The following is a 26,125-nucleotide window of genomic DNA, read 5'->3' as shown; positions in this document are numbered from 1 at the left end:
AATTTCAGTATAGTGAAATTTTCACGTAAAATAAAGAAACATACATAACTTAGCTTTTTTATTTATTGTCCTGTTTTGATTCACGCAAATATGTTTCGATCAGTTCAATAGAAAAACCTTTCCTGTATAACGCCTGCTTCATTTTTTGTTCAAACTCATATCGTGTAAATTGATTATATTTTCGTTTTAGTTTTTCGCCATGATGCCGTATCGCATCCATTTCCTCTTCATCTTTTTTTTCGAAATTGGCATCACGCAGAACAGCTTGAATCACATCAAAAGAAAAGCCTTTTCTTTTGAGGAGATGTTCAAGCTTTAATTTTAACGTTCTTTCCGATTCAAAGCGGTTTTTTGAAAGGTATTTTTCACTTACTTTAATAGCTGTTTCCATTTGCTCTTCGATAGAGTACTCATTAAGAGCCTCCTCAATCAAATTTTCGTCTATCCATTTTTCTTTTAATTCTTTGCGAATAAGCTCGGTCCCTTTGTCAGTAGTTTTCTTCTGAGTTCTAACATATGCCTTCGCATACTCTCGGTCATCTAAAAAATTGTATTCATATAGTTTTAAAATAACTTCTTTTATAATCGGCTCATCAATCTCTTTTTCAGTCAGGTAATTTCGGACTTCTCCTTCAGACCTCATTCTTTTCGCTAAATAATTTACTGCGAGGTTATATCCTTTTCGAATATCGTCTTGATATTGAATCTCTGTCAAAAGATACGAATCCACTTCAAGCCCTTTTTTCAACTTAAATTTTATTAATGTGTCTTCATCAACACTGAATGCATATTCTTCCCCTTTGCCAAAATCCATAAAAATGTTGTAGCGTTCCTGATTTTTTTGCTGGGCAGTTATTTTCGTAATCACAGCCACAAAAATCACCTCTACATTAAATGTACCATATGAAAAAAGGTTTTCTTTAGCCAAGCATCGTAAATCTAAAGATAAAGAAAATAAAGGTGGCGGATTAAATGAAAATCACAATAACAGGCGGTACCGGTTTTGTCGGAAAAGCTTTAGCGGCTGATTTAGCAAAAAAAGGACATGAGATAATTGTCCTTACTCGCAACGCTGATCGAATAAATAATAATAACAACTGCCGCTTTATCAAATGGCTCAGTGAAGGAGACAACCCTCAAAAAATCGTAGAAGGAACAGATATTATCATTAACCTTGCAGGCGAGTCGATTAATAACGGAAGATGGACGGCTAAACAGAAAATGAAGATAAAAAATAGCCGAATGCATGTTACAGAAAGCATACTCAAAATAATCAGCCAATTAAACAAAAAACCAACTGCCCTTATTAATGCTAGTGCAGTAGGCATTTACGGGACCTCCAATCTAAAAACCTTCACAGAGGACTCAAAAGAAACTGGTAATGATTTTTTGGCAGAAACGGTACATGCATGGGAAAATACGGCCATGAAAGCCGATTCCGATTTTGGTATCCGGACTGTTTTATGCCGATTTGGCATAATTCTGGATAAATATGACGGCGCCTTGCCAAGAATGGCTCTTCCATATCAATTATTTGCCGGGGGAACAGTCGGGTCCGGAGATCAATGGGTATCTTGGGTTCATCTTAAAGATGTAATAAGAGGAATACAATTTTGTATAGAAAATGAACGACTTAGTGGACCTGTCAATTTTACGGCTCCATATCCTGTAACAATGAAAGAATTCGGAAAAACGCTTGGTAGTGTTCTTCATCGTCCCCATTGGCTGCCGGTTCCCGAAATTGCACTAAAACTAATTTTAGGAGAAATGAGCATTCTCGTACTGGAAGGCCAGAAAGTTTTGCCAGCAAAACTTGAAGAAAACGGTTTTACTTTTCTCTTTCCGGATTTAAAAAGTGCATTAAAGGATATTTATCAATAATGTGTATGAATCTTTTCGAGTAAGGAAAAACTAGGAAAAGAATTTAGCACAATGAAAGGAATGTGAAAATGGACAAGAAGAAAAGAGACAAAATGAAAAGTACATTATCAAGCGCTCAAGAGGTTACATACAGACGAGAATTTAAAATAGCAGATCGTGCTGGCGGCTATACTGAAAGAAGATCCAGACATTAAGCATTTACCAATAATACATGCCCCTAATAAAGCAAATGATATAAGTACGGAAAGCTTTTGTTTTCCGTACTTTTTGTTCGAAAGGGGTTTTTTAAAATGGGTCGAGGACGTGGACAAAAATCAAGAGATAAAAACAAAGCATCACTTCCACAAGTTCCAAAAAACCTTAAATCAGATGGTATAGACGAGGAATTTTCAACCGAACTGGCCGATCAGGAGGACATGGAAGCTCTTGCTAGGGCAAATGCAGCAAACCAACGTGTAAAACAAAGAACAAAAAGAAAATAAGAAAAGAAGCAGGGGCATTTCCCTGCTTCTTTAAAATTCAATTATTAAACACTTAATGACTCTTCATTTATCCACAAGGATGTGTATAAAGTGGATAAATTTTGGGAGCACTTTTCAACACTTTATAATTAAGGCTTGTGAAAAATATGGGAATAGCCCTTAAAATTGTGGATAATGTGAATAAACTTGTGGAGTAGTGCCATAATCAATTTTTTGTTGTGGATAAGTATCTGAATAAGTAAAAAAGCAAATTCAGCAGGAACTACTGTCAACGAAAACTCTTAAAAATGCCATTCTTAAATGAGGGCGGAAATTGGTTTCTTCAAATAAAATTATGAGAATGTGAAACTGCCTTTAACTTTTTCTAAGCTTTAATCCCGTCAAGAAGGAAAGCATCGCATGGACAGCTGTTTTGACAGTAATCTCTCCGTTGTCTTTGTAAGGATCGAGACAAACGATGTCCATCGCTTTCACCTTCGGGCACCTTCCAGCGAGGTAAACAGCATCAAACAGTTCGTCATTTCTCATACCGCCGGGAGTTGAAGCTGGAACACCAGGACTGTAACTCATATCAAGAACATCCATATCGATAGTGAAATAAATTGTATCAACTTTTTCGCTAAGCTGTTCTAATGCTTCGGTTATTGTAATTTCTATCCCTTTTTTCCGCGCTTCCCTCATCGTAATATAGTTCACACCTTTTTTGTCCGCGTATGCTTTTAACGACCGGGTGTTAAAAAAACCGTGAAGACCGATATTGTACACATCTTCACCTTTGATCACACCGCTTTCGATCAAATTTCGGATCGGAGTGCCGTTACTTGGTCCGTTATCGGACAAATCTCGTAAATCAAAATGCGTGTCAAGCTGCAAGATTCCGATTCGCTCGTTAGAATGTACCTCTTTCCAGCCCTTCACGAGCATTGCAGTTATGGAGTGATCGCCGCCCATGACAACAGGCATGACTTTAGGGTGATTGGTGCGCATGCTGATCATTGCTTCTTTTATATTCGTGTGACAAATTTCGATGTTCGTTACATGCTGGCGAACGTCGCCAAGATCAACAACATTAAGCTCAGAAAGATCTTCATCATAATCCAGGTTATAAGTCGTAAAATATTTCCACGTCCGTCGTAATGCATCCGGGGTTTCACTTGCTGCTGAAGCCGAAATCGATGAACGTGACAACGGAACGCCAAGGATAGCAACATCAAAGTTGGACCAATTGATTTTCTCATTATCAGTTGCATCGAGCGTTTGAATCCATTCGTTTACTTTCGGTTCATCGGTTTTTGTACTTCTGTCCCATGTAAAGGCGGGCGATTTTAGCTGTGGATACGGGTATTGGCGCAAACTAATCTCCCTCCATCAACAACCACTTCACCGCTTTTTATAACAGTGTGTACATGGTTGATGCCGTAACGGTATTGAAGAACCATATAGTTCGGTACATCAAAAATGACAATGTCCGCTTTCTTGTCTTTCTCGATGCTGCCGATTTCTTTTCCTCTGTTAATCGCATGAGCAGCATTGATCGTAGCGGCTGTAAGAACTTCCGCCGGTGTCATCCCCATTTTCAGGCAGCCAAGATTCATGATGAGCGGCATCGAAACGGTTGGTGATGAGCCAGGATTACAGTCGGTAGAAAGAGCTACCGGCACTCCTGCGTCAATCATTTTCCTTGCGTTCGCAGACTCTGCCATCAAGAAAAATGCCGTGCCCGGTAAAAGAACGGCAATAACACCTTTTTCCGCAAGCGCTGCGATTCCCTTATCCGATGCTTTTAATAGGTGTTCAGCCGATACAGCACCAATTTCTGCCGCTAATTCTGCACCTTCATATGGCTCAATTTCATCTGCATGGATTTTTGGAAGGAGCCCGTGTTGAAGTCCGGATTCAAGAATGCGTTTTGACTGATCAGGTGTAAAAACTCCTCGTTCACAAAAAACATCATTAAATTCTGCAAGCTTGCGACGTGCCACTTCAGGAATCATGTCATGAATGATATAGTCTACAAACTCATCCGGGTTTTCCTTATATTCAAAAGGAACCGCATGTGCCCCCATGAACGTCTGAACGATATCAACCGGATGTTGCTCATGAAGCTTTCTCGCCACTTCCAACTGCTTGATTTCATGTTCGAGTGAAAGACCGTATCCGCTTTTTGCTTCAACTGTCGTAACACCATGCAACAAGAATTGGTCGAGACGTTTTTTGCTTTCTTCAAAAAGTGTTTGGTGGGTTGCTTTCCTTGTTGCAGAAGTCGTTGCATGGATCCCGCCGCCGTTATTCATAATTTCCATATAGGTGGCGCCTTCCAGACGCATATTAAATTCGTTTTCCCGGCTACCCGCAAAAACTAAATGGGTATGTGGATCAACTAAACCCGGAGTAACAAGCTTACCAGTTGCATCGATAATTTCTGCTTCATTTAAACGATCCTTATAGATTTGAGCCACTTCTTCGTCTTTTCCGACAAACTGGATTACACCATCTTCGAGCCAAACACTTCCGTTTTCTATAATTTGGAGTTGTTCCATCTGTTTGCCGGTCAGAGGAGCATCACTGCTTCCTGCAAGTGTCACCATTTGGCTTGCATTCCGAATCAATAATGGTTTCTTGTTCATGATGTCTCTCCTTCTTTTTGTTTTAGCTGGAATTGGTAGACATCCAATCCTTCATTTCGCGTTTTTCCTCTACTTTAGCATTGGAATGTTGAGGCCTTTTTCTTTTGCTTTTTGAATCGCAAGCTTATAACCGGCATCGACATGACGAACGATCCCCATTCCGGGATCTGTTGTAAGAACCCGCTCAAGGCGTTTTTCTGCTTCCTTCGATCCGTCAGCGACAATGACCATGCCGGCATGAAGCGAATACCCCATCCCTACTCCGCCGCCATGATGAACGGATACCCAGCTTGCCCCGCCTACCGCGTTAACAAGAGCATTCAAGATTGGCCAGTCTGCAACAGCATCACTACCGTCTTTCATTGCTTCTGTTTCACGGTTTGGAGAAGCAACAGAGCCGGAATCTAAATGATCGCGGCCAATAACGATCGACGCCTTCAATTCCCCACGGGCTACCATATCGTTTATGATTTTTCCAAATTTCGCCCGTTCTCCGTAGCCTAACCAGCAAATGCGAGCTGGAAGCCCTTGAAACGTAATTCGCTTCTGCGCCATTTTAATCCAGTTGCAAAGATGGGTATTGTAACTGAACTCGCGTAAAATGACTTCATCTGTTCTGTAAATGTCCTCTGGATCACCGGAAAGTGCTACCCAGCGGAACGGTCCTTTTCCTTCACAAAATTGCGGTCGAATGTAAGCCGGTACGAAGCCAGGGAAGTTAAACGCGTTTTCTACGCCTTCGTCTTTCGCCACTTGGCGGATGTTGTTGCCATAATCAAACGTAATGGCTCCTAGCTCCTGCATTTTCAGCATCGCACGGACATGTTCGGCAATACTTGCCTTTGATTTTGCTTCATATCCTTTTGGATCTTTCGTGCGGACCTCTTTCGCTTCTTCCAGGCTCATGCCCATCGGTATATAACCGTTGATTGAGTCGTGAGAAGACGTTTGGTCTGTTAACACATCAGGGATAAATCCTTTTGCAAGCATAGCGTTTAACACTTCCGGTGCATTGCCAAGAAGCCCAATCGAAAGTCCTATTTTATTGCGCTTCGCTTCCATCGCTAAGTTAATCGCTTCATTCAGGTTATCCGTCATTATATCAAGGTATTTTGTATCACGGCGACGCTGAATGCGACTTTTGTCAACTTCGATGTTGATGCTGACACCACCATTAAGTGACACTGCAAGAGGCTGAGCGCCTCCCATTCCGCCAAGACCAGCAGTTACCGTAATCGTTCCTTCAAGAGTGCCGTTGAAATGCTGGCGGGCACACTCTGCAAATGTTTCATATGTTCCTTGCACAATGCCTTGAGTGCCGATGTAAATCCAGCTTCCCGCGGTCATTTGCCCGTACATCATTAACCCTTTTTTATCAAGCTCGTGAAAATGATCCCAGTTTGCCCATGCCGGCACGAGATTCGAGTTGGCAATCAAAACTCTTGGGGCATCAGCGTGTGTTTTGAACACGGCAACCGGTTTACCTGACTGAACGAGCAACGTTTCATCGTTTTCAAGATTTTTTAATGTTTCAACTATCGCGTCAAAGCATTCCCAGTTGCGGGCGGCTTTTCCTATGCCACCATAAACAACAAGATCTTCCGGACGCTCTGCCACATCAGGATTCAAGTTATTAAACAGCATTCGCAATGCCGCTTCCTGAATCCATCCCTTTGTATGGAGTTTCGAACCTGCATAATTTTCAATGACTCTTCTTATTTTATTGAAAGTCATATCTTCACCTGCTTTTTAAATATTCTTACTATTTAAGGTTTTAAAAATGAAAGTCGGCAAGAATAGAGGTGTAAATCGGTAGAAGATAAGCATTTACACTTTAATTCTATAATTATTTTAGATTTCTACATTTTATTACGATTGCGAATCGAACGTTGGCTGCACCCATTTTTTATTTGATTTCATCCTATGCTTCTTACGGTGCCTAATGTATACCTTACTGAATTTTTTTGCGCTAAAGACCGTTCTTTAATAGCTGTTGAGTAATCTATATCAATCTGTTAAAATATTCCCAATTATTGTTTTATATAGTTAAAGAACATGAAATCAGTGATTTTAGAGGTGCTCTATATGCTAAATAATAATATTGATAGCGATAATTGGAATGCTCATTTGTACGATAGTAAACATTCATTTGTGTCAAAATTTGGAGAAGATTTAATTGAGTTGTTAGCACCGAAGAAAGGTGAGTATATCCTTGACCTTGGTTGTGGAACAGGAGATTTAGCTTATAAACTTAACAAACTTGGAGTAAATGTTATTGGTATTGATAAATCAGAAAATATGGTAGATCAAGCCAAAAAGAAATACCCACATATAAAATTTGAAGTACAAGATGCTTTAAATCTTGATTATCATTGTGAATTTGATGCTGTTTTCTCGAACGCCACACTTCACTGGGTAAAACCTCCAAAGCAGGCTTTAATTTGCATTTATAAAGCTTTAAAACAAGATGGCAGATTTGTTGCAGAATTTGGCGGTAAAGGGAATGTTAAAATAATAACTGATGAAATCCTTAACCAATTCGAAAAATTAGGAATTGAATTTAAAGCAGAGCTATTTCCTTGGTATTTTCCAAGTATAGGCGAATATTCAACGTTAATGGAGGAAGTGGGCTTTAGAGTTATTTTTGCTCAACATTTTGATAGACTTACGCCATTAGATGGAGATCATGGAATTAGAAATTGGATTCAAATGTTCGGTAATAGTATGTTCGAAGGGCTAACCGAGGAAACAAAGGATTTCATAATAACTAAAGTGGAAAACAACTTGAAAGGAGTCTTATTTCAAAACGGCGGATGGTTCGCAGATTATAAACGAATACGTGTAATTGGAATAAAAGAATAAGAAAAGGGACCAAATTGGTTCCTTCTTTTACTATCCTGCTTTCTGGCTCTGTTAAGATCAAAACTATTACTTTCTCCATACTAATTAGAAGTGTGAGCATTTGGGAGATGTTATTATGGAATTTAAAGGAAATATATGATAAAATATAATGTTGGAAATAATGAAACGGGTACGTAAAAACACGGTTCGGTTGGTAGTCCGAACGCATGGTCATAACTTTGTCCATGTCAGTAACCTTCCCCCCTCGGGATGTCCATCGTTACCCGTAATACTTTTAGAGGGGGAATATTTATGAAACTGACTGTTTACTATGACGGTCAATTTTGGGTAGGTGTTGTAGAGGTAAATGATAATGGCAAGTTAAAAGCTGGCAGGTATTTATTTGGTTCTGAACCAAAGGATAGTGAAATTCTGGAATTCATCCACGAAAATATTGATGAAGTGACCAACAAATTATCGCAAGAGGTGGATATTAAAACCTCTAGTGACCGAAGGGCTAATCCAAAGCGGTTATCCAGGCTAGTGGCTCGAGAACTAAAAATGAAAGGAATTTCTTCTTATGCTCAAGAGGCTTTGAAATTGGAGCATGAAAAGAGAAAAAAAGAGAGACAAGTATTCACTCGTCAGCAAAGAGAAGAGATGAAAAAACGAAAACAAGAAATTAGACGTCAAAAAGCTAAAGCTAAGCATCGTGGTAAATAATTAGAATAATATTTTTTATTAAAGGGCGCGGGATATCATCAACTATTTTTTTAATTGATGACTAGTCCCGCTTTTTTTGTTAAAATCACTGCTCCTTTCCATTATTGAAGGGAATAGGAATTTCTTGTTCATTTTCAACATTAATGCCACCTTGTGTTATGTATTTTGTAATTAATAATTTCTAAATGCAAACCAATCGTTTTTCGAAAAGAATTGTTAACATATTATTCATATATTTTTAAAAAAGATATATTAGAATATTAACTTGGTTGTTCGGGCAAAAGCACTCTGGCTTCAGATTCAAAGAAAGTTGAGTTTGTGGCTATGAATTAAGCTCGAACAACTGCCAAAAAGAATCTTTCATTTTTATAAAGGAAATATAGTTCCAATTTTTGGGCTTTCACCTATTAGTTCTTACAGCTCATCAAAAATTTCAATATAATTCCTTATGCTAAGATCATACCTGTAATCATTGTTATCTGCTAAAGCACCTGTTAGATGAAAAACAAACAAATTATTTCTCTAATAAAATCCTGTCGCCTCTACTATTAGGTTAGGATATTACTAGAAATTCCACATCTACATTAGATTCATTAATCATTTGACGAGAAATCAAAAGCCACCTTATATTTGATAAGGTAGCGTTTTTTGTTTTTTTATTCAACGATCAAACCCCGATAGAAAAATAAACACTCATTAACCATTTTGATAAACCTAACCCGCGAAAAGGCTTTAGAACGAAAACATCAGCTAAATATGCAAACGTGGATAAATCTGAAATAACTCTTCCAAAGCCAACTAGCTGTGCTGGACCATTTGTTGGGTCTCCTTTATAAATTCCAAAACATAGAGGAGTATTTTTAATTGATTCCATAACAATTTCAATGGGGATTCCATTTGCCCAATATGATTCCTTATTCAAGAAATTAAATATTACATCCATGTCCAAATAACTCTTTTCAGTAGAAATTGAAAATTCATCTTTTTTCCATAAAGTAGGGACAAGATCCACTTTCTCCACCACTTTCCTTTTTAAGACGATTTTATCATGTGAATAAATTTTCAGTAAAATCATTCTCTCTGAAGTTTTAGCTAATTATTTCAAACTGTCCCCCTTAGCCAACCATAAGCGAAACTGCACCATGGATTAAGAAACCGGATTTTTCTGCCTAAACTGTTTCCATAATTCACTCAATTAGTATATGAATAGCCTTGATAAATAATGAAAGAAAAACGCTTGGATAACTGCGATCCAAGCGTCATTGAAGTATTACTCTAAAATGGATTTTTTTAATGCCTCTAGGTTTTTTTTCATAACACCTATATAGTCAAGTCCTTTATCTTGCTCTTCTTTAGTTAATCCTTCTAATGGATTTAAAACTTCTGTTTTAGCACCTATTTCATTGGCTAAGGTTTGAGCCACTTTAGAAGAAGTAAGTCCCTCAAAATAGATTACCTTTATATTTTTCTTCTTTGTTAATTCCGCTAATTCAGCCAATTTATCAAGACTTGGTTCTACGTCAGGGGATAATCCTGCTATCGGGATTTGAGTTAATCCATATTGTTTCGCCAAGTAGCCAAATGCAGCGTGTTGTGTAACAAATTCTTTTTTTCTCGCCTTATTAATCGTTTCTTTATATAAGCTATCCAAATCATCAAGTTGAGATTTAAAAGCTGCGGCATTTTTTTCATATTGCTCTTTATTTTTCGGGTCTTTCTGCTCTAAAGCCTGAGCAATATTGTCAACCTCTTGTTTAGCTAACACAGGAGAAAGCCATACATGAGGGTCTTTAGAAGAATGATCTTTGATTTGATGATTTCCATCTTCCTCTGAGTCTGCATCTATTAATTCAATATTTTTGGAAGCCTCAACAATTTTTAAGTTGGATTGATTAATATTTTTCAATACTTTTTCAGTCCATGTCTCAAAGTAACGGCTATTGTAGATAAATACATCTGCATTTTGAATTTTAGCCATATCCTTTGTGGTTGGTTCCCAATCATGTGGTTCCACACCATTCGGTATTAAAAGGTCAACATTTGCGGATCTGCCAGCAACTTTTTGAGCAAAATAATACATAGGATAAAAAGTGGTGACAATTTGTAATTTTTTAGTTCCCTCATTAGCTTTTTTATCTTTCGTTTGAATAGCATTAGCGCAGCCGCTTAAAAATACAAGAACAATAATAAATGTACATATTAGTCTTTTCATTTTACCCCTTCCCTCCATTATTGTTTTTAATTAGTAATTATTACGATTTAAAACGAATAGTTATGTGTATAATCAGAGTTTATTAGAATTTCACAAACCGTAACTATTACGAATTGTATCTTATACTCATTATTTATTTATGTCAATCTGTTTTTATGAATTAACTCCCTAGAGCTGCATAACATAATGATAGAACTGCTAGATATAGGAGGTAGATTTTGTTGTGAACTATTTAAAAAAGTTGCTAATAGATTGGTTAATTTTTCTATTATTTTGTTTATTCATGTTTCTCTTTCTTTTTGCAGAGGAAATTAAAAACATCTCCATTTTTAGTAGAATTCCAACTTCTTTTTTTAATGTTAATACAATTTTCCTGAGCATTATTTTAGAAGCCATTCCTTTTATTTTATTAGGCGTATTTGTATCGGCCATTATTCAATCGTTTGTTTCTGAGAATGCAATTCGAAGGCTATTGCCTCGTAATGCTTATTTAGCCATAATACCTGCAGCACTTCTAGGAATTGTCTTTCCTATTTGTGAGTGTGCAATTATTCCCGTTATTCGTAGGTTAATAAAGAAAGGCATGCCTTCGCATGTTGGAGTTGTCTTTATGCTTAGTGCTCCTATCATAAACCCTGTCGTCTATGCTTCTACCTATTTTGCATTTAAGAGTACACCCTATATTGCAAATGCAAGAATGGTTGTTGGGTTTTTTAGTTCAATAATTATTGGATTAATCATTTACCAATTATTTAAGAGGGAAAATATCTTAAAAGATAGAATAAACAGGCATCATAATCATAATCACCACCATACAAAAGGAAATAGACTTTTAGAAACGTTCTATCATGCAAGTGATGAATTATTTGATACAGGTAAATATTTATTCATAGGTGCTTTCATTGCAAGTCTGTTTCAGGCATTCTTGGACCGCAATGTTCTGTTATCAATAGGGACGAACACTATCTTAGCACCAGGGGTTATGATGGGTTTTGCCTATGTCCTATCAGTATGTTCCTCAGCAGATGCCTTTGTAGCTTCCTCATTCGGTTCTACTTTTACGGAAGGAGCACTACTTGCTTTCTTAGTTTTTGGACCAATGATTGACATAAAAAATACCTTTATGTTATTCGCTTATTTTAAAAAGAAGTTTGTTCTTTATTTATTACTAGCAACACCAATTATCGTCTATTTAACTATTTTTATTTTCCAGTTGATTTTTTTATAGGAGGTGCTCTATGAAGAAGGAAAATGAAGAAGCTAATTCCTTTCATCATCTTATAAGGGGAATCATCCTTATAGGGTTTATGTTGCTCTTTTTTAAATTACTCCTTACAAACAACATTACGCTCTTGATTGCACCAAAAATGATTCGTTTCATTTATTTTACTCTTTTTATTTTTCTTATTTTAGGCGTTCTATTAATACTTAGAGGAACTTCGAATCAAAAACATAGATATTATTGTGATTGTGACGGGGAACATTTTTATCCGACATCAATAGTTAAAAGTCTGTTTCTTTATTCATTGTTTATAATCCCAATAACAACTGGATTTCTTTTTGCAAACAACGTGCTTGATAGCTCAATAGCAATGAACCGAACCATTAAACTTGGAACGAATTCACAAGACACAAATCCCAGCAAGACTGTTAAAAACAATTCCAATACAAAATCAGAAAAAATTAATTCCACACCAAATACCAATAATATACTCGATAATCAACCTGAACCATTAACTAAAACGGAATACTCCACATTAAAAAAGAAAATTTTAATGGCCAAAAATATTAACATAAATGATGAGCTTTATGTTCCAAAGATGAATATCATTCAAGATAATTTATCGAGTTTAATTGGTAAAACCGTTACCACGAAAGGATTTGTTTATAGGGAAAATAATTTCATGCAAAATCAAATCATCGTAGCTCGATTTGGAATCACCTGTTGTATTGCAGATGCCTCCGTATATGGAATTATGGCAAAAGGAAATGTAGCAACCTTGCCAAAAGATAAATGGATACAAGTAACAGGTACGATTGATCAAACCCATTATGATGGATATCAGATCCCAATCATAAAAATAAAAAAGATTTCAAAAATTACTGCTCCAAAGCAGCCTTATGTGTTTGATGTAGGAGTGAAGATTGAGTAATCATTTATTCCTAAACATATGTATCTTGCTAAAGATAAGTTGGCATTTCTATTTTTGTCAGCATAGCTCCGCCCATTTTTCACAGGAAAAAGGCTGTCCCACAATGTGGGACAGCCCCTCCGTTTTGTCGTATTACATAGCATTTTTAATAATTTGGATGACTTCTTCTAACTTAGGTTTACGAGGATTTGTTAATGCACATGCATCATTCATCGCATTTTTAGCTAAAGTCTCAATATCTTCTTCTTTAGCACCTAGTTCTTTAAAGCCTTTTGGAATGTTAAGGTCTCTAGCCATTCTTTCGATCGCTTTAATAGCTTTTTCAGCTGCTTCGTAGGTGCTTAGGCCGTCGACATTTTCACCAAGAAAAGCAGCGATTTCTGCATAACGTTCCACTTTAGAAATTAAGTTGAAACGACAAACATGCGGCAGAAGGATCGCATTGCAAACGCCATGAGGGAAGTTGTAGAATCCTCCTAATTGGTGTGCAATCGCATGAACATAGCCTAAACCCGCGTTATTGAATGCCATGCCAGCTAATGATTGTGCGAAGGCCATTTGTTCACGTGCTTCAATGTCTTTTCCATTTGCAACTGCACGCGGCAAGTATTTAGAAATAATTTTGATCGCCTGAATTGCAAGTGCATCTGTAATTGGAGTAGCACCAGTTGAAACATATGCTTCAATCGCATGAGTTAATGCATCTAATCCAGTAGCAGCTGTTAAGGACGGAGGCATTCCAACCATTAGCTCTGGGTCATTGATTGAAAGTGTAGGTGTTACATGTTTATCAACAATGGCCATTTTCACTTTGCGTTCAGTATCTGTGATGATTGTGAATTTAGTTAATTCACTGCCTGTACCAGCTGTTGTATTAATCGCAATTAGAGGGACCATTGGTTTTTTTGATACATCGACACCTTCATAATCGTGAATTGTTCCACCGTTAGCAGCTACTAATGCAATGGCTTTTCCAGCATCATGTGAGCTTCCGCCGCCAAGAGTGACAATGCTGTCACAGTTTTCAGCGTTATACGCTTCTAAACCTTCTGCGACGTTTTTATCAGTTGGATTTGGTTCGGCTTTTGGAAAAATAGCTACTTCCACACCAGCTTCACGAATGATACCGGCAATTTTTTCAGAAAGGCCTAAACTGTGAAGACCAGCATCTGTAACTAATAAAGCTTTTTTCACACCAAGACCAGCTAATCGAGTTCCAACCTCATTAACAGAGCCTGCACCAAATAGATTGACTGAAGGCATGTAAAATGCACTTTGAGTGTTTTTCATACATACATCCCCTTTGTTTGGATAGTCTAATCATAGAAGCAATTAACAACATTCTCTCTCTATGAATGCGCATTCACGAACAAATAGTATATTAGCATAATAAATCTATTATAGTCAATTAAAATAAGCTAACAACCATTGATAAATTGTTAAATGAAAAAAATTGATTAAAACAGGATCTAAACATAAAAGGCTCTGTTAAAGATTATTGCTAATTAATTTATTTATGTTAATAAGTTCTAATGTTCAATAAGTGCGAACCGACTTCAACAGCATTTGATCTTCAACAATTGGACGCAATTGTTAAGTAAATAAATCCTAATTTCACATTTATGACACTTAGAGATTGGGATTTTAATACTCTGGAATATTTTAAACGTTGTAAATCCGTATTTTCTTTACGCTGCCCCATTCAGGCTATAAAAGTGTAAGAATCGGAAAATGATCAGAAAATTTTGTAACAAACGGCATTGTTTAACAATAGGAAAAATAGTAAATCTAGTATATATTGACTCTATTGAACTAAATAGAAGCATTTTGCCTGAAATTGCGTGTGGTTGGTTGGAAAAGGAGAGTTGAGGTTTTAGAGAGAGTGAAAGAAGAATTGGTTCATTTTGACTTTTACCAATTTTATCTGCCGAAATGTCTAACCTGCTGCTCCTTCCCAAAACTTTTTCCGTTCAGGCCCAATCGATAAAACATTGCTTATTCTGAAAATTCTTGGTTGTCGTCTTGTAAAGCAATAGGCTCGAAAAGTGTTTGATGAAATATCAACTACTTTGATTTTTCGTTGGCTCAATTGGTTTTTGTTGGACAGATAAATCATTTCCAATATTTCTCCCGATTCCAAAGATCTTTTTAATAAGCCGTTCATCGATCAGACCTCCTTTTTTACAACCATTATATACGAACATTAGTTCCTTTTCTACCACATTTACGAACATTGTTTGTAAAATAAATTGTAAGGAGGATATATGATTAAATGAGGATTAATCTTACCATACACTTGGATATTGAAGGCCAAAAGCTATCACAGTCCAGATCCTTCCCAGTCCAAAAAGAAGAGTGTATTCCGACAATTGCTTATAAATGGATCCGGCAGATCAAGAGGAAAACAGGGTACAGGGATACTCGTATTGATAAGGTAGTTTACAACGGTGAACAGGATATAACGGAGAAGGTTCTGACATTAGTGAGGCGCCAATCCCAGGTATAGATATTTGGTGAATTTTTGCTAAAATAAACAATCAAAGATGTTTATGCTCATGTGACAGATTCAATGTAATAAAAATCTGTCGAATTATTTAAAAAATTATATCAAAATAAGTAATTTACAAGGTATGTGGTCAAAATGTGGTCAATGACAACATACCTTGCTTATAAACCTTGTTATTTCAAGGTTAGTTTTGCTATCGCCTCCACATGCGCTGTTTGCGGGAACATATCAACCGGCTGGATATATTCAACATGGTATTTACTGCTTAGTGTCTGAATGTCTTTAGTCAATGTCGATGGGTTGCAGGATACATACACAAATGTCTGTGGCTTAACTTTTAATACGGTTTGAAGAAAACGGTCGTCACAGCCTGTTCTAGGCGGATCGACGACGACTACATCTGGTTTCCAGCCATTTTTCAGCCATTTTGGAAGCCATTCTTCTGCTTTTCCTGTCACGTATGTTGCATGGTTTACACCGTGGCGGGCAGCATTTTTCTTTGCATCAGCAATCGATTCTTCAATCACGTCCATGCCGCGAATCTCCGAAGCACCGTCCGCAAGCCACAACCCGATGGTTCCAACACCGCAATAAGCGTCAACAACTTTTTCTTGGCCAGTTAGAGCAGCCGCCTTCTTCACTTCATTGTAAAGTTTGACTGTTTGCTCAGGGTTTAATTGAAAAAATGTTCGTGCTGATAACTCAAAGGAAAGGTCGCCCAGTGTTTCTTGAATAAAATCTTTTCCTTCCAGTGTTTCTGTTTCGTTTCCAAAGATCAGCGATGTTTTTTGGCCATTAATGTTTTGAACAATCGACTTAACTTCAGGCAAACGCTTTTTGATTTCTTGAATAATCAGCTCTTTTTTTGGCAGCTCTTTTACAGACGTTATCAAAACAATTTGCAGCTCTCCTGTCGCCACTCCTGCCCTCGCAACAATCGTCCTTACAATTCCTTTTCTTGATCTTTCATTATAAATAGGAATTTTTAGATCTTGCAAAATACTTTTCACCGTCTCCGTTGCCTTGCTGGTTAATGGGTGCTGAACGGCACACTTTTCGATGTTGATCAAGCGGTGGGAATTTAACCCGTACAAACCGGCTAGAACTTTCCCATCTTTTGTTCCAACCTGAAATTGGCTTTTATTCCGGTATCCCCACGGATTTTCCATCCCAATCGTTTCTCTGATTTCAATTTGATCCACTTGCAGTTTTGTGTGGCGTTCTAATGACTGGATAATGATATCGCGTTTTTCTTTTAATTGTTGATCATAGCGCAAGTGCTGAAGCTGGCATCCGCCGCACTCTTCATAAATCGGACATAAAGGCTTCACGCGATACTTTGATATTTTACGGATTTTCTTTATTTTTGCTTCAGCATATTTTGGATGAACATTTGTAACCTCTGCGACGATTTCTTCTCCCGGCAAGGCTCCGGGTACAAATACTACCTGTTTTTTGAAGTATCCTACCCCTTCACCGTTTATGCCGAGCCTTTTAATTGTCAAAGGAAAAGTTTGTTTTACATTTATTTTCAATGTTTGATCATTTTTCAAGGTGTTTCACTCCATTATTGTCAGCAGACTCCAAGCACTTACGGAAACTCTTAAAAAACAGCGGGTCTCTGTTTCCGATTCTCATTCAATGCTTCTCCATAAATACAGTGATGCGTAGCTTAAATAAGGAGCCCAGCTTTTTTTATATTCATTGATCTCTTCAATAGTCGGTTTTCTTTCTAAATTATACAGCTTCTTTAAAGCATTTTGGATTCCAATATCAGCCGTTGGAAATTGGTTTGGACGGCCCAGCCCAAAAATTAAAAAGTTTTGGACAGTCCATGGACCGACACCTCGGAGTCTTATTAATTCCTCCATAATTTCTTCATCTGATTTCATATCCAGCTCGTCAAATCGAAGCCTTCCTTCTGCGGCTTCTTTAGCAATTCCGATCACATACTCACTCTTTCGTCCGCTGAATTGAAGTTGGCGAAGCTGTTCTACTGTTAACGAAGCAATTTTTTCAGGGGGAGGGTAAAACCAAACCCCTTTTTCCTGAAAACCGAAAGTCTTCACAAAACGTTCTGTTAAAGTATGGGCGAAGGCAAGATTTAATTGCTGATGGATGATGCATTTGAGCAAACAGCTATATGGATCAAAATCGAGAACAAGCGGTGTCCCGTAGTGCTCGTCAAAGATCTTTTTTAATGCGGTGTTTTGAAAATGAGCATGAATTTTCTCAAGAGGTACATGCCATTGGAATATATGAGTCAGCCTTTTCATAGCTTTTTTCTTGTAAGGATCCTCTAATCCGGAAATATTAAATTCCGGCTTCTCTGTCGTTCCTGTCGCCGTTACTTCTGCTGCGATTGGCTGTCCGTCAATTAATAGAGGAACTTTCACACTGCGGTTCAGTTTGTCGACAGCATTCAAGGGATCAAGCGAAAGCCTGTCCAATACTAGATCAAAATTGTAAGGACCTTTAATTTGAAGCTTTTCCAAAACGGCATCCGTCCTTTATCATTTTCCCGTATTATAGCATTTTTCAAATCAGAACGGGACAGAACCGCACTTATTTTAATACATTAACGCGGTACCGTAAGAAGGGGGCCTGGCCCCTCAATATAGAAACCCAAATTCGCAAGGAATTTGGGTTGGCAGGTTAATAAAGCATTCTTTCTTTTAACGTGTTGTCCATCATGAGTTCGTTAAGGTTTTTAAATTGGTAGCCCTGTTTTTTTAGGTCCTTTATGACCTTTTCAAGAGCTTCAGCATTGTCCCTTGAGACGGTATGAAGAAGGAGAATTGCTCCCGGATGGATTTGCTTCATAATCGAATCATAAGAATACTTCCATCCCTTTTGCTGATCGATGCGCCAATCCATAAAAGCCAGTGACCAGAATACATGTGTATAGCCTTGTTGTTTCGCGATATCAAGAGTCCTTTCACTGAAAATTCCTCTTGGCGGACGTAGATATGCCATTTGTTTTTGGCCAGTTAGTTTCTCGGTTTCGGTCCGGACTCTCTCCAGTTCGTTTTTTAGCCTTTCATCACTTACTTTCGTTAAATCGGGATGAAACCATGAATGATTCCCGATAATATGGCCTTCTTTAGCCATCCGCTTTACCAGCCCAGGTTCCCTTTCTAAATAATGCCCTGTAATAAAAAAGGCTGCAGGTACTTGCTCTTTTTTTAAGACATCTAAAATTTTAGCTGTAAAGCCATTTTCATAGCCATTATCAAACGTTAAGTAAATATCTTTTTTATTTGGATCCCCTTTATAAACTGCTCCATATTTTTCAAGCAAATCATCTAAAGTTTTCCCTGCCTCGGCTGGCTTTCCATTTTCGCCTTTTTTAAATCCCCAATGGATGGCCGAGCTAGCAGGTCTTGCATAAGTAGTTCCTAAAAAAAACAAAAACAAGGAAATGAAAGTAATCAGAACGCGGCAAGCTTTTTTCATCCGCTGCTCCTCCTTTTTTCACGCATTTCCCATAGTTTTTGCTAGACAGAAAAAATCATTCGAACAAAATAAAAGCAAAAAAAGGGAAAGATCAAAACATCTCTCCCTCGTGCAAGTACGTTAACGCTTTAAAGTATAATAAGGGCCTGGCCCCTTCGATTTACTTAAAAACCGGTTCTTTAAATTGAGCAAGTTTTTCCAATGAAGATTTTTCTACATCTTGGTGAAGGCTGTTTCCGTGCGAGTCCATTGTAACAACTGCTGTAAAGCCTTCTACTCTTAAATGCCACATTGCCTCCGGAATTCCGAATTCCATGAGATCTACGCCTTCAACGGATTTAATACAATTTGCATAATATTGGGCTGCACCACCGATGGCATTTAAGTATACCCCTCCGTGTTCTTGCAATGCTGCAAGCGTTTTTGCACCCATTCCGCCTTTTCCGATCACAGCACGAATACCAAACTTTTTCATAATGTCACCTTGGTATGGCTCCTCACGGATACTTGTTGTCGGCCCAGCAGCTTTTACATGCCATTTGCCTTCTTTATCTTTTAACATAACCGGGCCGCAGTGGTAAATAATTTGTCCGTTTAAATCGACCGGTGCATCATGGTCCATTAAATATTTATGAATGGCATCACGGCCCGTGTATATCATGCCGTTAATACGGACAACATCTCCGACCTTAAGAGAGCGGATTTGTTCCTCTGTAATTGGCGCCTGTAAAGTGATAACTTCAGAAGACGCTTCTGCAGCTATGGCTGTTTCCTGAGAGGCAGGTGATTCTGCAAAATCCACCAATTCTCCGTCTTGATACATCCATTCCTTAATCTCTCCCGTTTGAGGATCAACAGTAACACCAAGGCGGCGGAACGCCCAACAATTATAAGCTACAGACACGAAGAAACTAGCAGGAATCCTGTTCATTACACCGATTTTACAGCCAAGCAAAGTTGTTTCTCCGCCAAATCCCATTGTACCAATTCCAAGCTTGTTGGCATTTTCCATAATGTACTCTTCAAGCTTGCGAAGGTCTTCATTTGGATTCACGTCATCAACTGAACGAAAAAGCTGCTCTTTTGCAAGATCGTAGCCGGAAGAACGGTCTCCGCCGATTCCTACACCGATAAAGCCTGCGCTGCACCCCTGACCCTGGGCCTGATAAACAGCGTGAAGAATGCATTTCCGAATTCCATCAAGATCACGCCCAGCACGGCCCAATCCTTCCAATTCACATGGAAGGCTGTACTGGATATTTTTGTTCTCACAACCTCCCCCTTTTAAAATCAGCCGAACATCAATATAATCTTTTTCCCATTGTTCGAATTTAATGACAGGTGTACCTTCTCCAAGATTATCCCCGCTGTTGTCTCCGGTTAATGAATCAACCGAATTCGGCCGCAGTTTTCCATTTTTTGTAGCTAGGGCAATTGCATTTTGAATTGCTTTTTTCATTTCAATTTGATTAACCCCGACAGGAGTTTTAATTTTAAAAGTAGGTAACCCTGTATCTTGGCAAATAGGTGAAGCGTTTTCATCTGCCATTTTAATGTTGCTAGTTATCGTAGCAAGGCTCATGGCTGCACGTGTACCGGCATTTTCACGTTCTTTCGCTGCTTTTATGGCACGGCGAACATCTTTAGGAAGTTTTGTTGAAGTTTCAACGATCAGCTTGTACATACTCTCCTGGAACTTTTCAATGTTCACTTTTGTTTCCCCTTTCCCTTAGCTGCCTATTTTTCGTCACATCATTTATAAATTTTAAAAAATTTGATCCTCCTTATTATATTCCTTAAACGATTCGAAAAAAAGAGGGACTATCCCTTACCTTTAAAGCATTAAAGTGTATTGACCCTTAAGAAACATATTTATCCGTTGTTTTTAATAGGATATGATTAAACTCCCGATTTGCTGATTCCCACATAATGACCATTTTTTTTAGATTCCAAGAATAAAGGAATTGACAATTTTGATTCTACCTTTAATAATGACTTATGATTCGACAAGAAGGAGCTAATAAGTTATGTTTACTGAAAAAAGCTTGGAAATTACGCCCAATTATGACCCATGGGAAGCTTATTTGGACATTGATCAATATGGAAAGCTGGTTTTATCCAATATAGAATTCACAACAACAACGCTTTGCAATATGCGCTGTGAGCATTGCGCAGTTGGATTCACACTTCAAACAAAAGACCCTGATGCTCTTCCGATTGGCCTTCTCTTTAAAAGGCTTGATGAAATTCCTGCGTTGAGGTCATTGAGCATTACCGGCGGAGAGCCTATGCTGTCAAAAACATCTGTTGAGAATTATGTATTGCCTCTTTTAAAATATGCCCATGAAAGAGGAGTTCGCACCCAGTTAAATTCAAATTTAACCCTTGACATAAGCCGTTATGAAAAAATCATTCCTTACATAGATGTCTTGCATATTTCCCATAACTGGGGGACACCTAAAGATTTTATTGAAGGCGGCTTTGCGATGATGGATCGAAAACCAAGCATAAAGCAGAGGGAAGCGCTGTTTGAACGAATGATTGAAAATAGTCGTATTCTTGCCGAAAGCGGAGTGCTTGTATCGGCGGAAACTATGCTGAATAAACGTACATTGCCGCATATTGAAAAAATTCACAAACAGATTACAGAAGAAATGAAATGCAAAAGACATGAAGTCCACCCAATGTATCCTTCTGATTTTGCTTCATTCCTTGAAACGTTGTCATTAGATGAAATTAGGTGTGCAATCCATCGTCTGCTTGATATCCGTAATAAAGATGTATGGATGCTGTTCGGAACTTTGCCGTTCTATGCCTGCAGCAGCAATCCGGAAGATTTAGAGCTTTTAAAGAGGCTTCATTCTGAAAAAAATGTAACAGTCCGCAATGATCCTGACGGCCGATCACGGTTAAATGTAAATATTTTTACAGGGGATGTAATTGTTACAGATTTCGGAGATACTCCTCCACTCGGAAATATCAAAACCGATCGATTAGAGGATATTTATCAGGCATGGCTGAAAACGGAACTGGCTTCCTCCTTGAACTGCCATTGTCCTGAAGTACGTTGTCTGGGGCCAAATGTTCTCGTAAAAAACAGCTATTATAAAGACGTAGACTTTAAAACCCGCAAAGCAAACATAAAGTAAAAACTTCCATTAGTGATGTGCTTCTTCCCTCACTTAGACTTCTTCTCATAAATATTGGGGCTGACTCAAACTTCCAGGCATAAAGCCTCCACAATAGATAAGACACCGTATAAAAAGCAAAGGGTCAGACCCTCCAATATTTAATAAAATCATTCTAGATTTTATTATTGTTGGAAAAAGTCAGACCCTTATGGGTCAACCCCAAATTTATATTATTAACGCGCTCTTTCTGAAGCGACGAAACCGAAGGAAACATGATCCTGAACAGGGATCCATGCACCAATTCCTTGCGAGGTTATGTTTTTGATCACGATCATTTTTTTATTGCCTTTTAGCATAATATAAACTTCCCCATATGTTACCTTCCCTTTTTCATTTACAGCTGGTGCATATGCATATAAATATCCAAGCCTTTTCGGCGGAATGTTGTAATAGTGGTCTTTCTTCGTTCCTCCTCCGATAATCGTTTCAAATGACAGAGGCAGTTTTGTTTTTTCCATCGCTTTCAGCAGCATCATTTTTTTCACATCTTCAGCATTCGGTATTTTTGCTGTTAAACCGCCGCGGACTAGTTTTTGCAATTCTTGAACATAGTGAATTTTATAAGGTGAGTTTCCACCGCGATTATCAAAATAATTCGTATTTATCTTTTGATACTCCCAATTTGGAGATGTTTCTGTTGAATCATAACGTAACGGCCATTGTCCTAAATAAATAATGGCCCTGTACCCAAATGCAAAAGGTGTACTATTGATACTTGTTTCATTTAGCATACGAATTAAATCTGGATTCTCAATTTTTACCCGGGATGAATGAATCAGCTGCTTTGTCAGCTCGCTTGGCTGCAAAAGCGGCATGTCCTGCACCGGGTTTGGATAAGTATTTTCTTTTGTTATGTTTAGAACAGAACTTGGCACTTTATATTGGCTTGCAGATTTGGGATTTTTATTCTTTTCAGCTCCCTGCTTAGCAAAAGCAGAAGGTAAGAAAAGCAACAAAAAGACTAGACTGACCATACCAAAAGATAACCATTTCTTCATGGTTCGAACTCCTTTCAGATCATCCAACATTTTTTGGTTTGTTAATAGTTTTTTCGGAGTCCGCAATTATTATCCATTCCTTCAAAAATGATGGCACATCTTTTTTGGCGCAAAGAACTATGGTATTTAGCAAAAAATAAATTTTTAAAAATCAGAATATTTACAAAATATAAATATCAATATATAATATACCTACTTACAGAAAAGGGGGCTGTTAATCAATCGCTTTAAAAGGAAGTAATTACACCTGCAAAAAGTTTGTCGACGATGAAAAGACATTCATGAAAGTTGGTGATGATGACTAGAAAAAAGCAAAGATTGATTAGTAACCCAATATAGTTAATGAACTTGCTGCATTTGGTAATAAAAGACTCTGCGAAAACCGCAGAGTCTTTTTTGGCTCTATAATAAATAAAATCCAATCCCCATAATGAAATAGGCAGCAAGCAATGTCAATCCTTCAAACCAGTTGGTTTCTCCGTCGTTTGAAAGGATGATCATCAAGAGCACCGCAGATGCCATTGCAATCAACTCAGGAAGTGAAAAAACAAGCGACATGGATACAGGAAAGAATAATGAAACTAGCACAAGTACAGGTGCTACGAACATCGCCACTTGCAAAGTAGAACCAACTGCAATTTCAACAGCAATATCCATCTTATTTTTATAAGCCATAATAATCGCAGATGCATGCTCAGCTGCGTTTCCGACAATCGCGACGATAATAACCCCGATAAACAATTCGGTCCATCCAAACGATTTGGCAACTGTTTCGAAAGTATGTACAAGGTTCTCTGAAACGTAAGCAACAGCTATAGTTGAGATTGCTAAAATGAATAGTGCCTTATTTTTTCCCCACTCAGGTTCTTCCTCATCATGGCTTTCACCCTCATTCCCCGGTTGATAAACCCCCCGATGGGTAACGAGCTTGAAAAATAAAGCGGCCAAATAAAGAGCAATTAAAATGATGGCAATCCCTACACTTAATGATAATGTTTTTGTTTCATTCATTGATATTGAGAAAACTTCCGGAATGACAAACGCAACAATAATAGCGAACATTAAAAGTCCTGAATTGTGTCTTGCATCAAACACGTTGAATTTCTGCCTTTTGAACTTTATCCCGCCAACGAAAAAAGATAGACCGGCAACAAGCAAAAGGTTTCCAAGAACAGAACCTGTCAAAGAAGCAAGAACGACTTCGATCAAGCCAGCTTTTAATGCAAAAATGGAAATGATTAATTCTACGGCATTTCCAAAAGTCGCATTTAATAACCCGCCGATCCTCGGACCTGCAACAATTGCCAGGCTTTCGGTCGCCCTCCCCATATAACTAGCCAGCGCGATAATCGTTATACAATATAAAACGAACATGAGTGTGCTGGGCCAATGCAGCAAGCTTCCAATAACAGATATCGGAACGCCTGCAAAGGCAAGAATCATAAAAATTTTATTTGTCATTTAAACTCCTCCATTTAGAAATTTTGATCCTATGAAAAAATAATCTCAAATGTTTCTCAGGCTGCATTAACTCTTTTTATAAATGGCATTGCGGACTAATTCTTCCAAGTTAACCCTATTGTTTTTCTATATAGAGATTACAATATTTTTCCCCGTAATAAAACAAGAAAAAACATTTCTTTTTCTTGCAAAACTGTTTTTTCCCCGTTACCATCAATTAGTGAATATATTTTCCGGGAGATTGTAAACATGAAATATTCACAAAATTTACGGTTTTGGATATTAATAGGAATTGTAGCCATCTCCGGATTTTCACAGGGAATGCTCCTTCCACTCATTGCAATCATTTTTGAGAAGGACGGCATTTCTTCTTACTTCAACGGCATTCATGCTTCCGCCTTATATATAGGCATTCTATTTGCCTCGCCTTTAATGGAAGCCCCATTGCGAAAATTTGGCTTCAAACCAATCATTTTATTTGGTGGGCTTGCTGTAGCTGTTTCCTTAGGACTGTTTCCTGTTTGGAAGTCTTTTTGGTTCTGGTTTATCCTGAGACTGTTAATCGGGATTGGGGATCATATGCTTCATTTTGGAACGCAAACATGGATTACAACCTTTTCGCCTGAAAAAAAACGCGGCCGGAATATTTCACTTTACGGCTTATTTTTTGGGTTAGGATTTGCAGCCGGACCAGTCATGACAAGGTTTATAGAAATTAATGAATCCCTTCCATTTGTCATTTCAGCCGCTATTAGTTTAGTTGCTTGGTTTACCATTTTACTTTTAAAAAATGAATATCCTGAACAAGGTTTAGAAACGAATTCTTTTTTTGGAACAATGAAACGCTTTGGCCAAGTATGGAAATATGCATGGGCCGCTTTACTTCCCCCATTCGGGTATGGGTTTCTTGAAGCTTCGCTAAACGGAAATTTCCCTGTATATGCGCTCAGAACAGGAATTGATATAAATGCTGTATCTTTTATTTTGCCTGCTTTTGCAATTGGAGGTATTGTATTTCAATTGCCTTTAGGAATATTAAGTGACAAATACGGAAGAAAAAATATATTGATTTCCATAATGCTGTCAGGATTTATTTGTTTTACGGCAGCTGGACTTCTCAAAGAATCAGCCATTGGCCTTGTTGTATGTTTTTTTCTTGCAGGCATGCTTGTCGGTTCTACTTTTTCTCTCGGAATCAGTTATATGGCTGATCTTCTTCCAAAACAGCTTTTACCGGCGGGAAATTTAATGTGCGGAATCTTTTTCAGCTTTGGAAGCATCAGCGGTCCGTTTATCGGCGGCCTTGTCATCGAGTACTTGAAAGGAGCAAGCTTTTTTTATGTCATTAGTTTCATGCTTCTTTTGATATTCATCGCGCTGGCTGTTTATCAGCCAAAAAACGCTATCGAAAGCAAACCCCGGTCAGTTTAGGTTTGATCGGGTTTATTTTTTTACCTTGATTTCAGTTTTACGCAAATAATTGGCGCATATTTCTTTCCACATTCATATGCTGTATGGTAATATAATTAAAAAAATATATAACATGCATTTCGAAGTTTTTCGCTGTCATCGCTAAAGATGGCAGCTTTCGTCA

Annotated in this window: 24 protein-coding genes; 10 read left to right on the top strand and 14 right to left on the bottom strand. The window is 37.9% G+C overall.

Going from position 1 to position 26,125, the window contains the following annotated elements:
* Positions 1–58 precede the first annotated feature (58 nt).
* Complete coding sequence (gene recX, locus BMMGA3_RS03315) at positions 59–874, bottom strand: recombination regulator RecX (protein WP_003347789.1); 816 nt, start codon at positions 872–874, stop codon at positions 59–61.
* Positions 875–972: 98 nt separating this feature from the next.
* Here recX and BMMGA3_RS03310 point away from each other — a divergent pair, with 98 nt between their 5' ends.
* The 3 genes from BMMGA3_RS03310 (at position 973) to BMMGA3_RS03305 (ending at position 2,363) form a co-directional block, all read left to right on the top strand.
* Complete coding sequence (locus BMMGA3_RS03310) at positions 973–1,881, top strand: TIGR01777 family oxidoreductase (RefSeq protein ID WP_003347790.1); 909 nt, start codon at positions 973–975, stop codon at positions 1,879–1,881.
* A gap of 68 nt (positions 1,882–1,949) precedes the next feature.
* The gene (locus BMMGA3_RS17030) at positions 1,950–2,075 is read left to right on the top strand and encodes a YfhE family protein (RefSeq protein ID WP_081485687.1); all 126 of its coding nucleotides are present in this window, start codon (positions 1,950–1,952) and stop codon (positions 2,073–2,075) included.
* 96 nt (positions 2,076–2,171) lie between these two features.
* Positions 2,172–2,363: a YfhD family protein gene (locus tag BMMGA3_RS03305; RefSeq protein WP_003347791.1), complete on the top strand. Its 192-nt coding sequence runs from the start codon at positions 2,172–2,174 to the stop codon at positions 2,361–2,363.
* Between the two features lie 354 nt (positions 2,364–2,717).
* On the opposite strand, the gene BMMGA3_RS03300 is transcribed toward BMMGA3_RS03305, so the two are convergent.
* From BMMGA3_RS03300 to hutU, 3 genes are all read right to left on the bottom strand, one after another.
* Complete coding sequence (locus tag BMMGA3_RS03300) at positions 2,718–3,716, bottom strand: agmatinase family protein (protein ID WP_003347793.1); 999 nt, start codon at positions 3,714–3,716, stop codon at positions 2,718–2,720.
* Positions 3,689–4,990 (bottom strand): imidazolonepropionase, encoded by a 1,302-nt coding sequence (gene hutI / locus BMMGA3_RS03295; RefSeq protein ID WP_003347795.1) that lies wholly within the window; start codon positions 4,988–4,990, stop codon positions 3,689–3,691. Before hutI ends, BMMGA3_RS03300 begins: the two co-directional genes overlap by 28 nt.
* Positions 4,991–5,059: 69 nt before the next feature.
* Complete coding sequence (hutU, locus tag BMMGA3_RS03290; RefSeq protein ID WP_003347796.1) at positions 5,060–6,724, bottom strand: urocanate hydratase; 1,665 nt, start codon at positions 6,722–6,724, stop codon at positions 5,060–5,062.
* Between the two features lie 351 nt (positions 6,725–7,075).
* On the opposite strand from hutU, the gene BMMGA3_RS03285 reads away from it, so the two are divergent.
* A complete protein-coding gene (locus BMMGA3_RS03285) occupies positions 7,076–7,852 on the top strand; it encodes a class I SAM-dependent methyltransferase (RefSeq protein WP_003347798.1) in 777 nt (258 codons plus the stop codon).
* Between the two features lie 291 nt (positions 7,853–8,143).
* Positions 8,144–8,554, top strand: a complete 411-nt coding sequence (locus tag BMMGA3_RS03280; RefSeq protein WP_003347801.1) for a YjdF family protein — start codon at positions 8,144–8,146, stop codon at positions 8,552–8,554.
* A 667-nt stretch (positions 8,555–9,221) separates the two neighbouring features.
* Here the strand turns inward: BMMGA3_RS03280 and BMMGA3_RS03275 are convergent.
* Together BMMGA3_RS03275 and BMMGA3_RS03270 are read right to left on the bottom strand one after the other, a co-directional pair.
* On the bottom strand, positions 9,222–9,629 hold the full coding sequence (locus BMMGA3_RS03275; RefSeq protein WP_003347805.1) for a GNAT family N-acetyltransferase: 408 nt from the start codon (positions 9,627–9,629) through the stop codon (positions 9,222–9,224).
* Between the two features lie 195 nt (positions 9,630–9,824).
* Entirely contained in the window at positions 9,825–10,766 is a 942-nt protein-coding gene (locus tag BMMGA3_RS03270; RefSeq protein ID WP_003347807.1) for a metal ABC transporter substrate-binding protein, read from the bottom strand.
* A gap of 223 nt (positions 10,767–10,989) precedes the next feature.
* Here BMMGA3_RS03270 and BMMGA3_RS03265 point away from each other — a divergent pair, with 223 nt between their 5' ends.
* Together BMMGA3_RS03265 and BMMGA3_RS03260 are read left to right on the top strand one after the other, a co-directional pair.
* Positions 10,990–11,994, top strand: coding sequence for a permease (locus tag BMMGA3_RS03265; RefSeq protein WP_003347810.1), 1,005 nt, complete (start codon positions 10,990–10,992; stop codon positions 11,992–11,994).
* Positions 11,995–12,004: 10 nt separating this feature from the next.
* Positions 12,005–12,919, top strand: a complete 915-nt coding sequence (locus BMMGA3_RS03260; protein ID WP_003347812.1) for a TIGR03943 family putative permease subunit — start codon at positions 12,005–12,007, stop codon at positions 12,917–12,919.
* 132 nt (positions 12,920–13,051) lie between these two features.
* Here the strand turns inward: BMMGA3_RS03260 and BMMGA3_RS03255 are convergent, their stop codons facing one another.
* Positions 13,052–14,209 carry an iron-containing alcohol dehydrogenase gene (locus BMMGA3_RS03255; protein ID WP_003347814.1) on the bottom strand — a complete coding sequence of 386 codons (1,158 nt, stop codon included), beginning with the start codon at positions 14,207–14,209 and terminating at the stop codon, positions 13,052–13,054.
* A 646-nt stretch (positions 14,210–14,855) separates the two neighbouring features.
* A complete protein-coding gene (locus tag BMMGA3_RS03250; RefSeq protein ID WP_003347816.1) occupies positions 14,856–15,083 on the bottom strand; it encodes a hypothetical protein in 228 nt (75 codons plus the stop codon).
* A gap of 108 nt (positions 15,084–15,191) precedes the next feature.
* On the opposite strand from BMMGA3_RS03250, the gene BMMGA3_RS03245 reads away from it, so the two are divergent.
* The gene (locus tag BMMGA3_RS03245) at positions 15,192–15,425 is read left to right on the top strand and encodes a hypothetical protein (RefSeq protein WP_003347820.1); all 234 of its coding nucleotides are present in this window, start codon (positions 15,192–15,194) and stop codon (positions 15,423–15,425) included.
* A 173-nt stretch (positions 15,426–15,598) separates the two neighbouring features.
* Here the strand turns inward: BMMGA3_RS03245 and rlmD are convergent, their stop codons facing one another.
* From rlmD to BMMGA3_RS03225, 4 genes are all read right to left on the bottom strand, one after another.
* Positions 15,599–16,978, bottom strand: coding sequence for a 23S rRNA (uracil(1939)-C(5))-methyltransferase RlmD (rlmD, locus tag BMMGA3_RS03240; protein WP_003347822.1), 1,380 nt, complete (start codon positions 16,976–16,978; stop codon positions 15,599–15,601).
* A gap of 81 nt (positions 16,979–17,059) precedes the next feature.
* Positions 17,060–17,920 (bottom strand): DNA-3-methyladenine glycosylase family protein, encoded by an 861-nt coding sequence (locus BMMGA3_RS03235; protein WP_003347826.1) that lies wholly within the window; start codon positions 17,918–17,920, stop codon positions 17,060–17,062.
* Between the two features lie 160 nt (positions 17,921–18,080).
* Positions 18,081–18,881: a delta-lactam-biosynthetic de-N-acetylase gene (gene pdaA, locus BMMGA3_RS03230; RefSeq protein WP_003347829.1), complete on the bottom strand. Its 801-nt coding sequence runs from the start codon at positions 18,879–18,881 to the stop codon at positions 18,081–18,083.
* Between the two features lie 160 nt (positions 18,882–19,041).
* The gene (locus BMMGA3_RS03225) at positions 19,042–20,592 is read right to left on the bottom strand and encodes a fumarate hydratase (RefSeq protein WP_003347831.1); all 1,551 of its coding nucleotides are present in this window, start codon (positions 20,590–20,592) and stop codon (positions 19,042–19,044) included.
* Positions 20,593–20,908: 316 nt separating this feature from the next.
* On the opposite strand from BMMGA3_RS03225, the gene yfkAB reads away from it, so the two are divergent.
* A complete protein-coding gene (yfkAB, locus tag BMMGA3_RS03220) occupies positions 20,909–22,030 on the top strand; it encodes a radical SAM/CxCxxxxC motif protein YfkAB (protein WP_003347833.1) in 1,122 nt (373 codons plus the stop codon).
* A 215-nt stretch (positions 22,031–22,245) separates the two neighbouring features.
* On the opposite strand, the gene BMMGA3_RS03215 is transcribed toward yfkAB, so the two are convergent.
* Together BMMGA3_RS03215 and cax are read right to left on the bottom strand one after the other, a co-directional pair.
* The gene (locus BMMGA3_RS03215) at positions 22,246–23,070 is read right to left on the bottom strand and encodes a YfkD famly protein (protein ID WP_034669491.1); all 825 of its coding nucleotides are present in this window, start codon (positions 23,068–23,070) and stop codon (positions 22,246–22,248) included.
* Between the two features lie 402 nt (positions 23,071–23,472).
* Entirely contained in the window at positions 23,473–24,531 is a 1,059-nt protein-coding gene (gene cax / locus BMMGA3_RS03210; protein WP_003347837.1) for a calcium/proton exchanger, read from the bottom strand.
* A gap of 249 nt (positions 24,532–24,780) precedes the next feature.
* Between cax and BMMGA3_RS03205 the strand changes: the two genes are divergently transcribed.
* Positions 24,781–25,962, top strand: a complete 1,182-nt coding sequence (locus BMMGA3_RS03205) for an MFS transporter (RefSeq protein ID WP_003347840.1) — start codon at positions 24,781–24,783, stop codon at positions 25,960–25,962.
* The last annotated feature ends 163 nt before the right edge of the window (positions 25,963–26,125 follow it).

Source organism: Bacillus methanolicus MGA3 (assembly GCF_000724485.1).
Classification (GTDB): domain Bacteria; phylum Bacillota; class Bacilli; order Bacillales; family Cytobacillaceae; genus Bacillus_Z; species Bacillus_Z methanolicus_A.
Note: the sequence above shows the minus strand (reverse complement) of the source record. Positions and strands in the feature narration are given on the sequence as shown.

What these genes read in the sequence shown, in the direction of transcription:
- BMMGA3_RS03250 (WP_003347816.1), bottom strand. Translation starts at nt 15,083, where the DNA reads ATGAACGGCTTATTAAAAAGATCTTTGGAATCGGGAGAAATATTGGAA.
- BMMGA3_RS03285 (WP_003347798.1), top strand. Translation starts at nt 7,076, where the DNA reads ATGCTAAATAATAATATTGATAGCGATAATTGGAATGCTCATTTGTAC.
- cax (WP_003347837.1), bottom strand. Translation starts at nt 24,531, where the DNA reads ATGACAAATAAAATTTTTATGATTCTTGCCTTTGCAGGCGTTCCGATA.
- BMMGA3_RS03275 (WP_003347805.1), bottom strand. Translation starts at nt 9,629, where the DNA reads ATGATTTTACTGAAAATTTATTCACATGATAAAATCGTCTTAAAAAGG.
- pdaA (WP_003347829.1), bottom strand. Translation starts at nt 18,881, where the DNA reads ATGAAAAAAGCTTGCCGCGTTCTGATTACTTTCATTTCCTTGTTTTTG.
- hutI (WP_003347795.1), bottom strand. Translation starts at nt 4,990, where the DNA reads ATGAACAAGAAACCATTATTGATTCGGAATGCAAGCCAAATGGTGACA.
- BMMGA3_RS03310 (WP_003347790.1), top strand. Translation starts at nt 973, where the DNA reads ATGAAAATCACAATAACAGGCGGTACCGGTTTTGTCGGAAAAGCTTTA.
- BMMGA3_RS03215 (WP_034669491.1), bottom strand. Translation starts at nt 23,070, where the DNA reads ATGAAGAAATGGTTATCTTTTGGTATGGTCAGTCTAGTCTTTTTGTTG.
- BMMGA3_RS03270 (WP_003347807.1), bottom strand. Translation starts at nt 10,766, where the DNA reads ATGAAAAGACTAATATGTACATTTATTATTGTTCTTGTATTTTTAAGC.
- BMMGA3_RS03205 (WP_003347840.1), top strand. Translation starts at nt 24,781, where the DNA reads ATGAAATATTCACAAAATTTACGGTTTTGGATATTAATAGGAATTGTA.
- hutU (WP_003347796.1), bottom strand. Translation starts at nt 6,724, where the DNA reads ATGACTTTCAATAAAATAAGAAGAGTCATTGAAAATTATGCAGGTTCG.
- BMMGA3_RS03305 (WP_003347791.1), top strand. Translation starts at nt 2,172, where the DNA reads ATGGGTCGAGGACGTGGACAAAAATCAAGAGATAAAAACAAAGCATCA.
- BMMGA3_RS17030 (WP_081485687.1), top strand. Translation starts at nt 1,950, where the DNA reads ATGGACAAGAAGAAAAGAGACAAAATGAAAAGTACATTATCAAGCGCT.
- BMMGA3_RS03255 (WP_003347814.1), bottom strand. Translation starts at nt 14,209, where the DNA reads ATGAAAAACACTCAAAGTGCATTTTACATGCCTTCAGTCAATCTATTT.
- BMMGA3_RS03245 (WP_003347820.1), top strand. Translation starts at nt 15,192, where the DNA reads ATGAGGATTAATCTTACCATACACTTGGATATTGAAGGCCAAAAGCTA.
- yfkAB (WP_003347833.1), top strand. Translation starts at nt 20,909, where the DNA reads ATGTTTACTGAAAAAAGCTTGGAAATTACGCCCAATTATGACCCATGG.
- BMMGA3_RS03260 (WP_003347812.1), top strand. Translation starts at nt 12,005, where the DNA reads ATGAAGAAGGAAAATGAAGAAGCTAATTCCTTTCATCATCTTATAAGG.
- BMMGA3_RS03280 (WP_003347801.1), top strand. Translation starts at nt 8,144, where the DNA reads ATGAAACTGACTGTTTACTATGACGGTCAATTTTGGGTAGGTGTTGTA.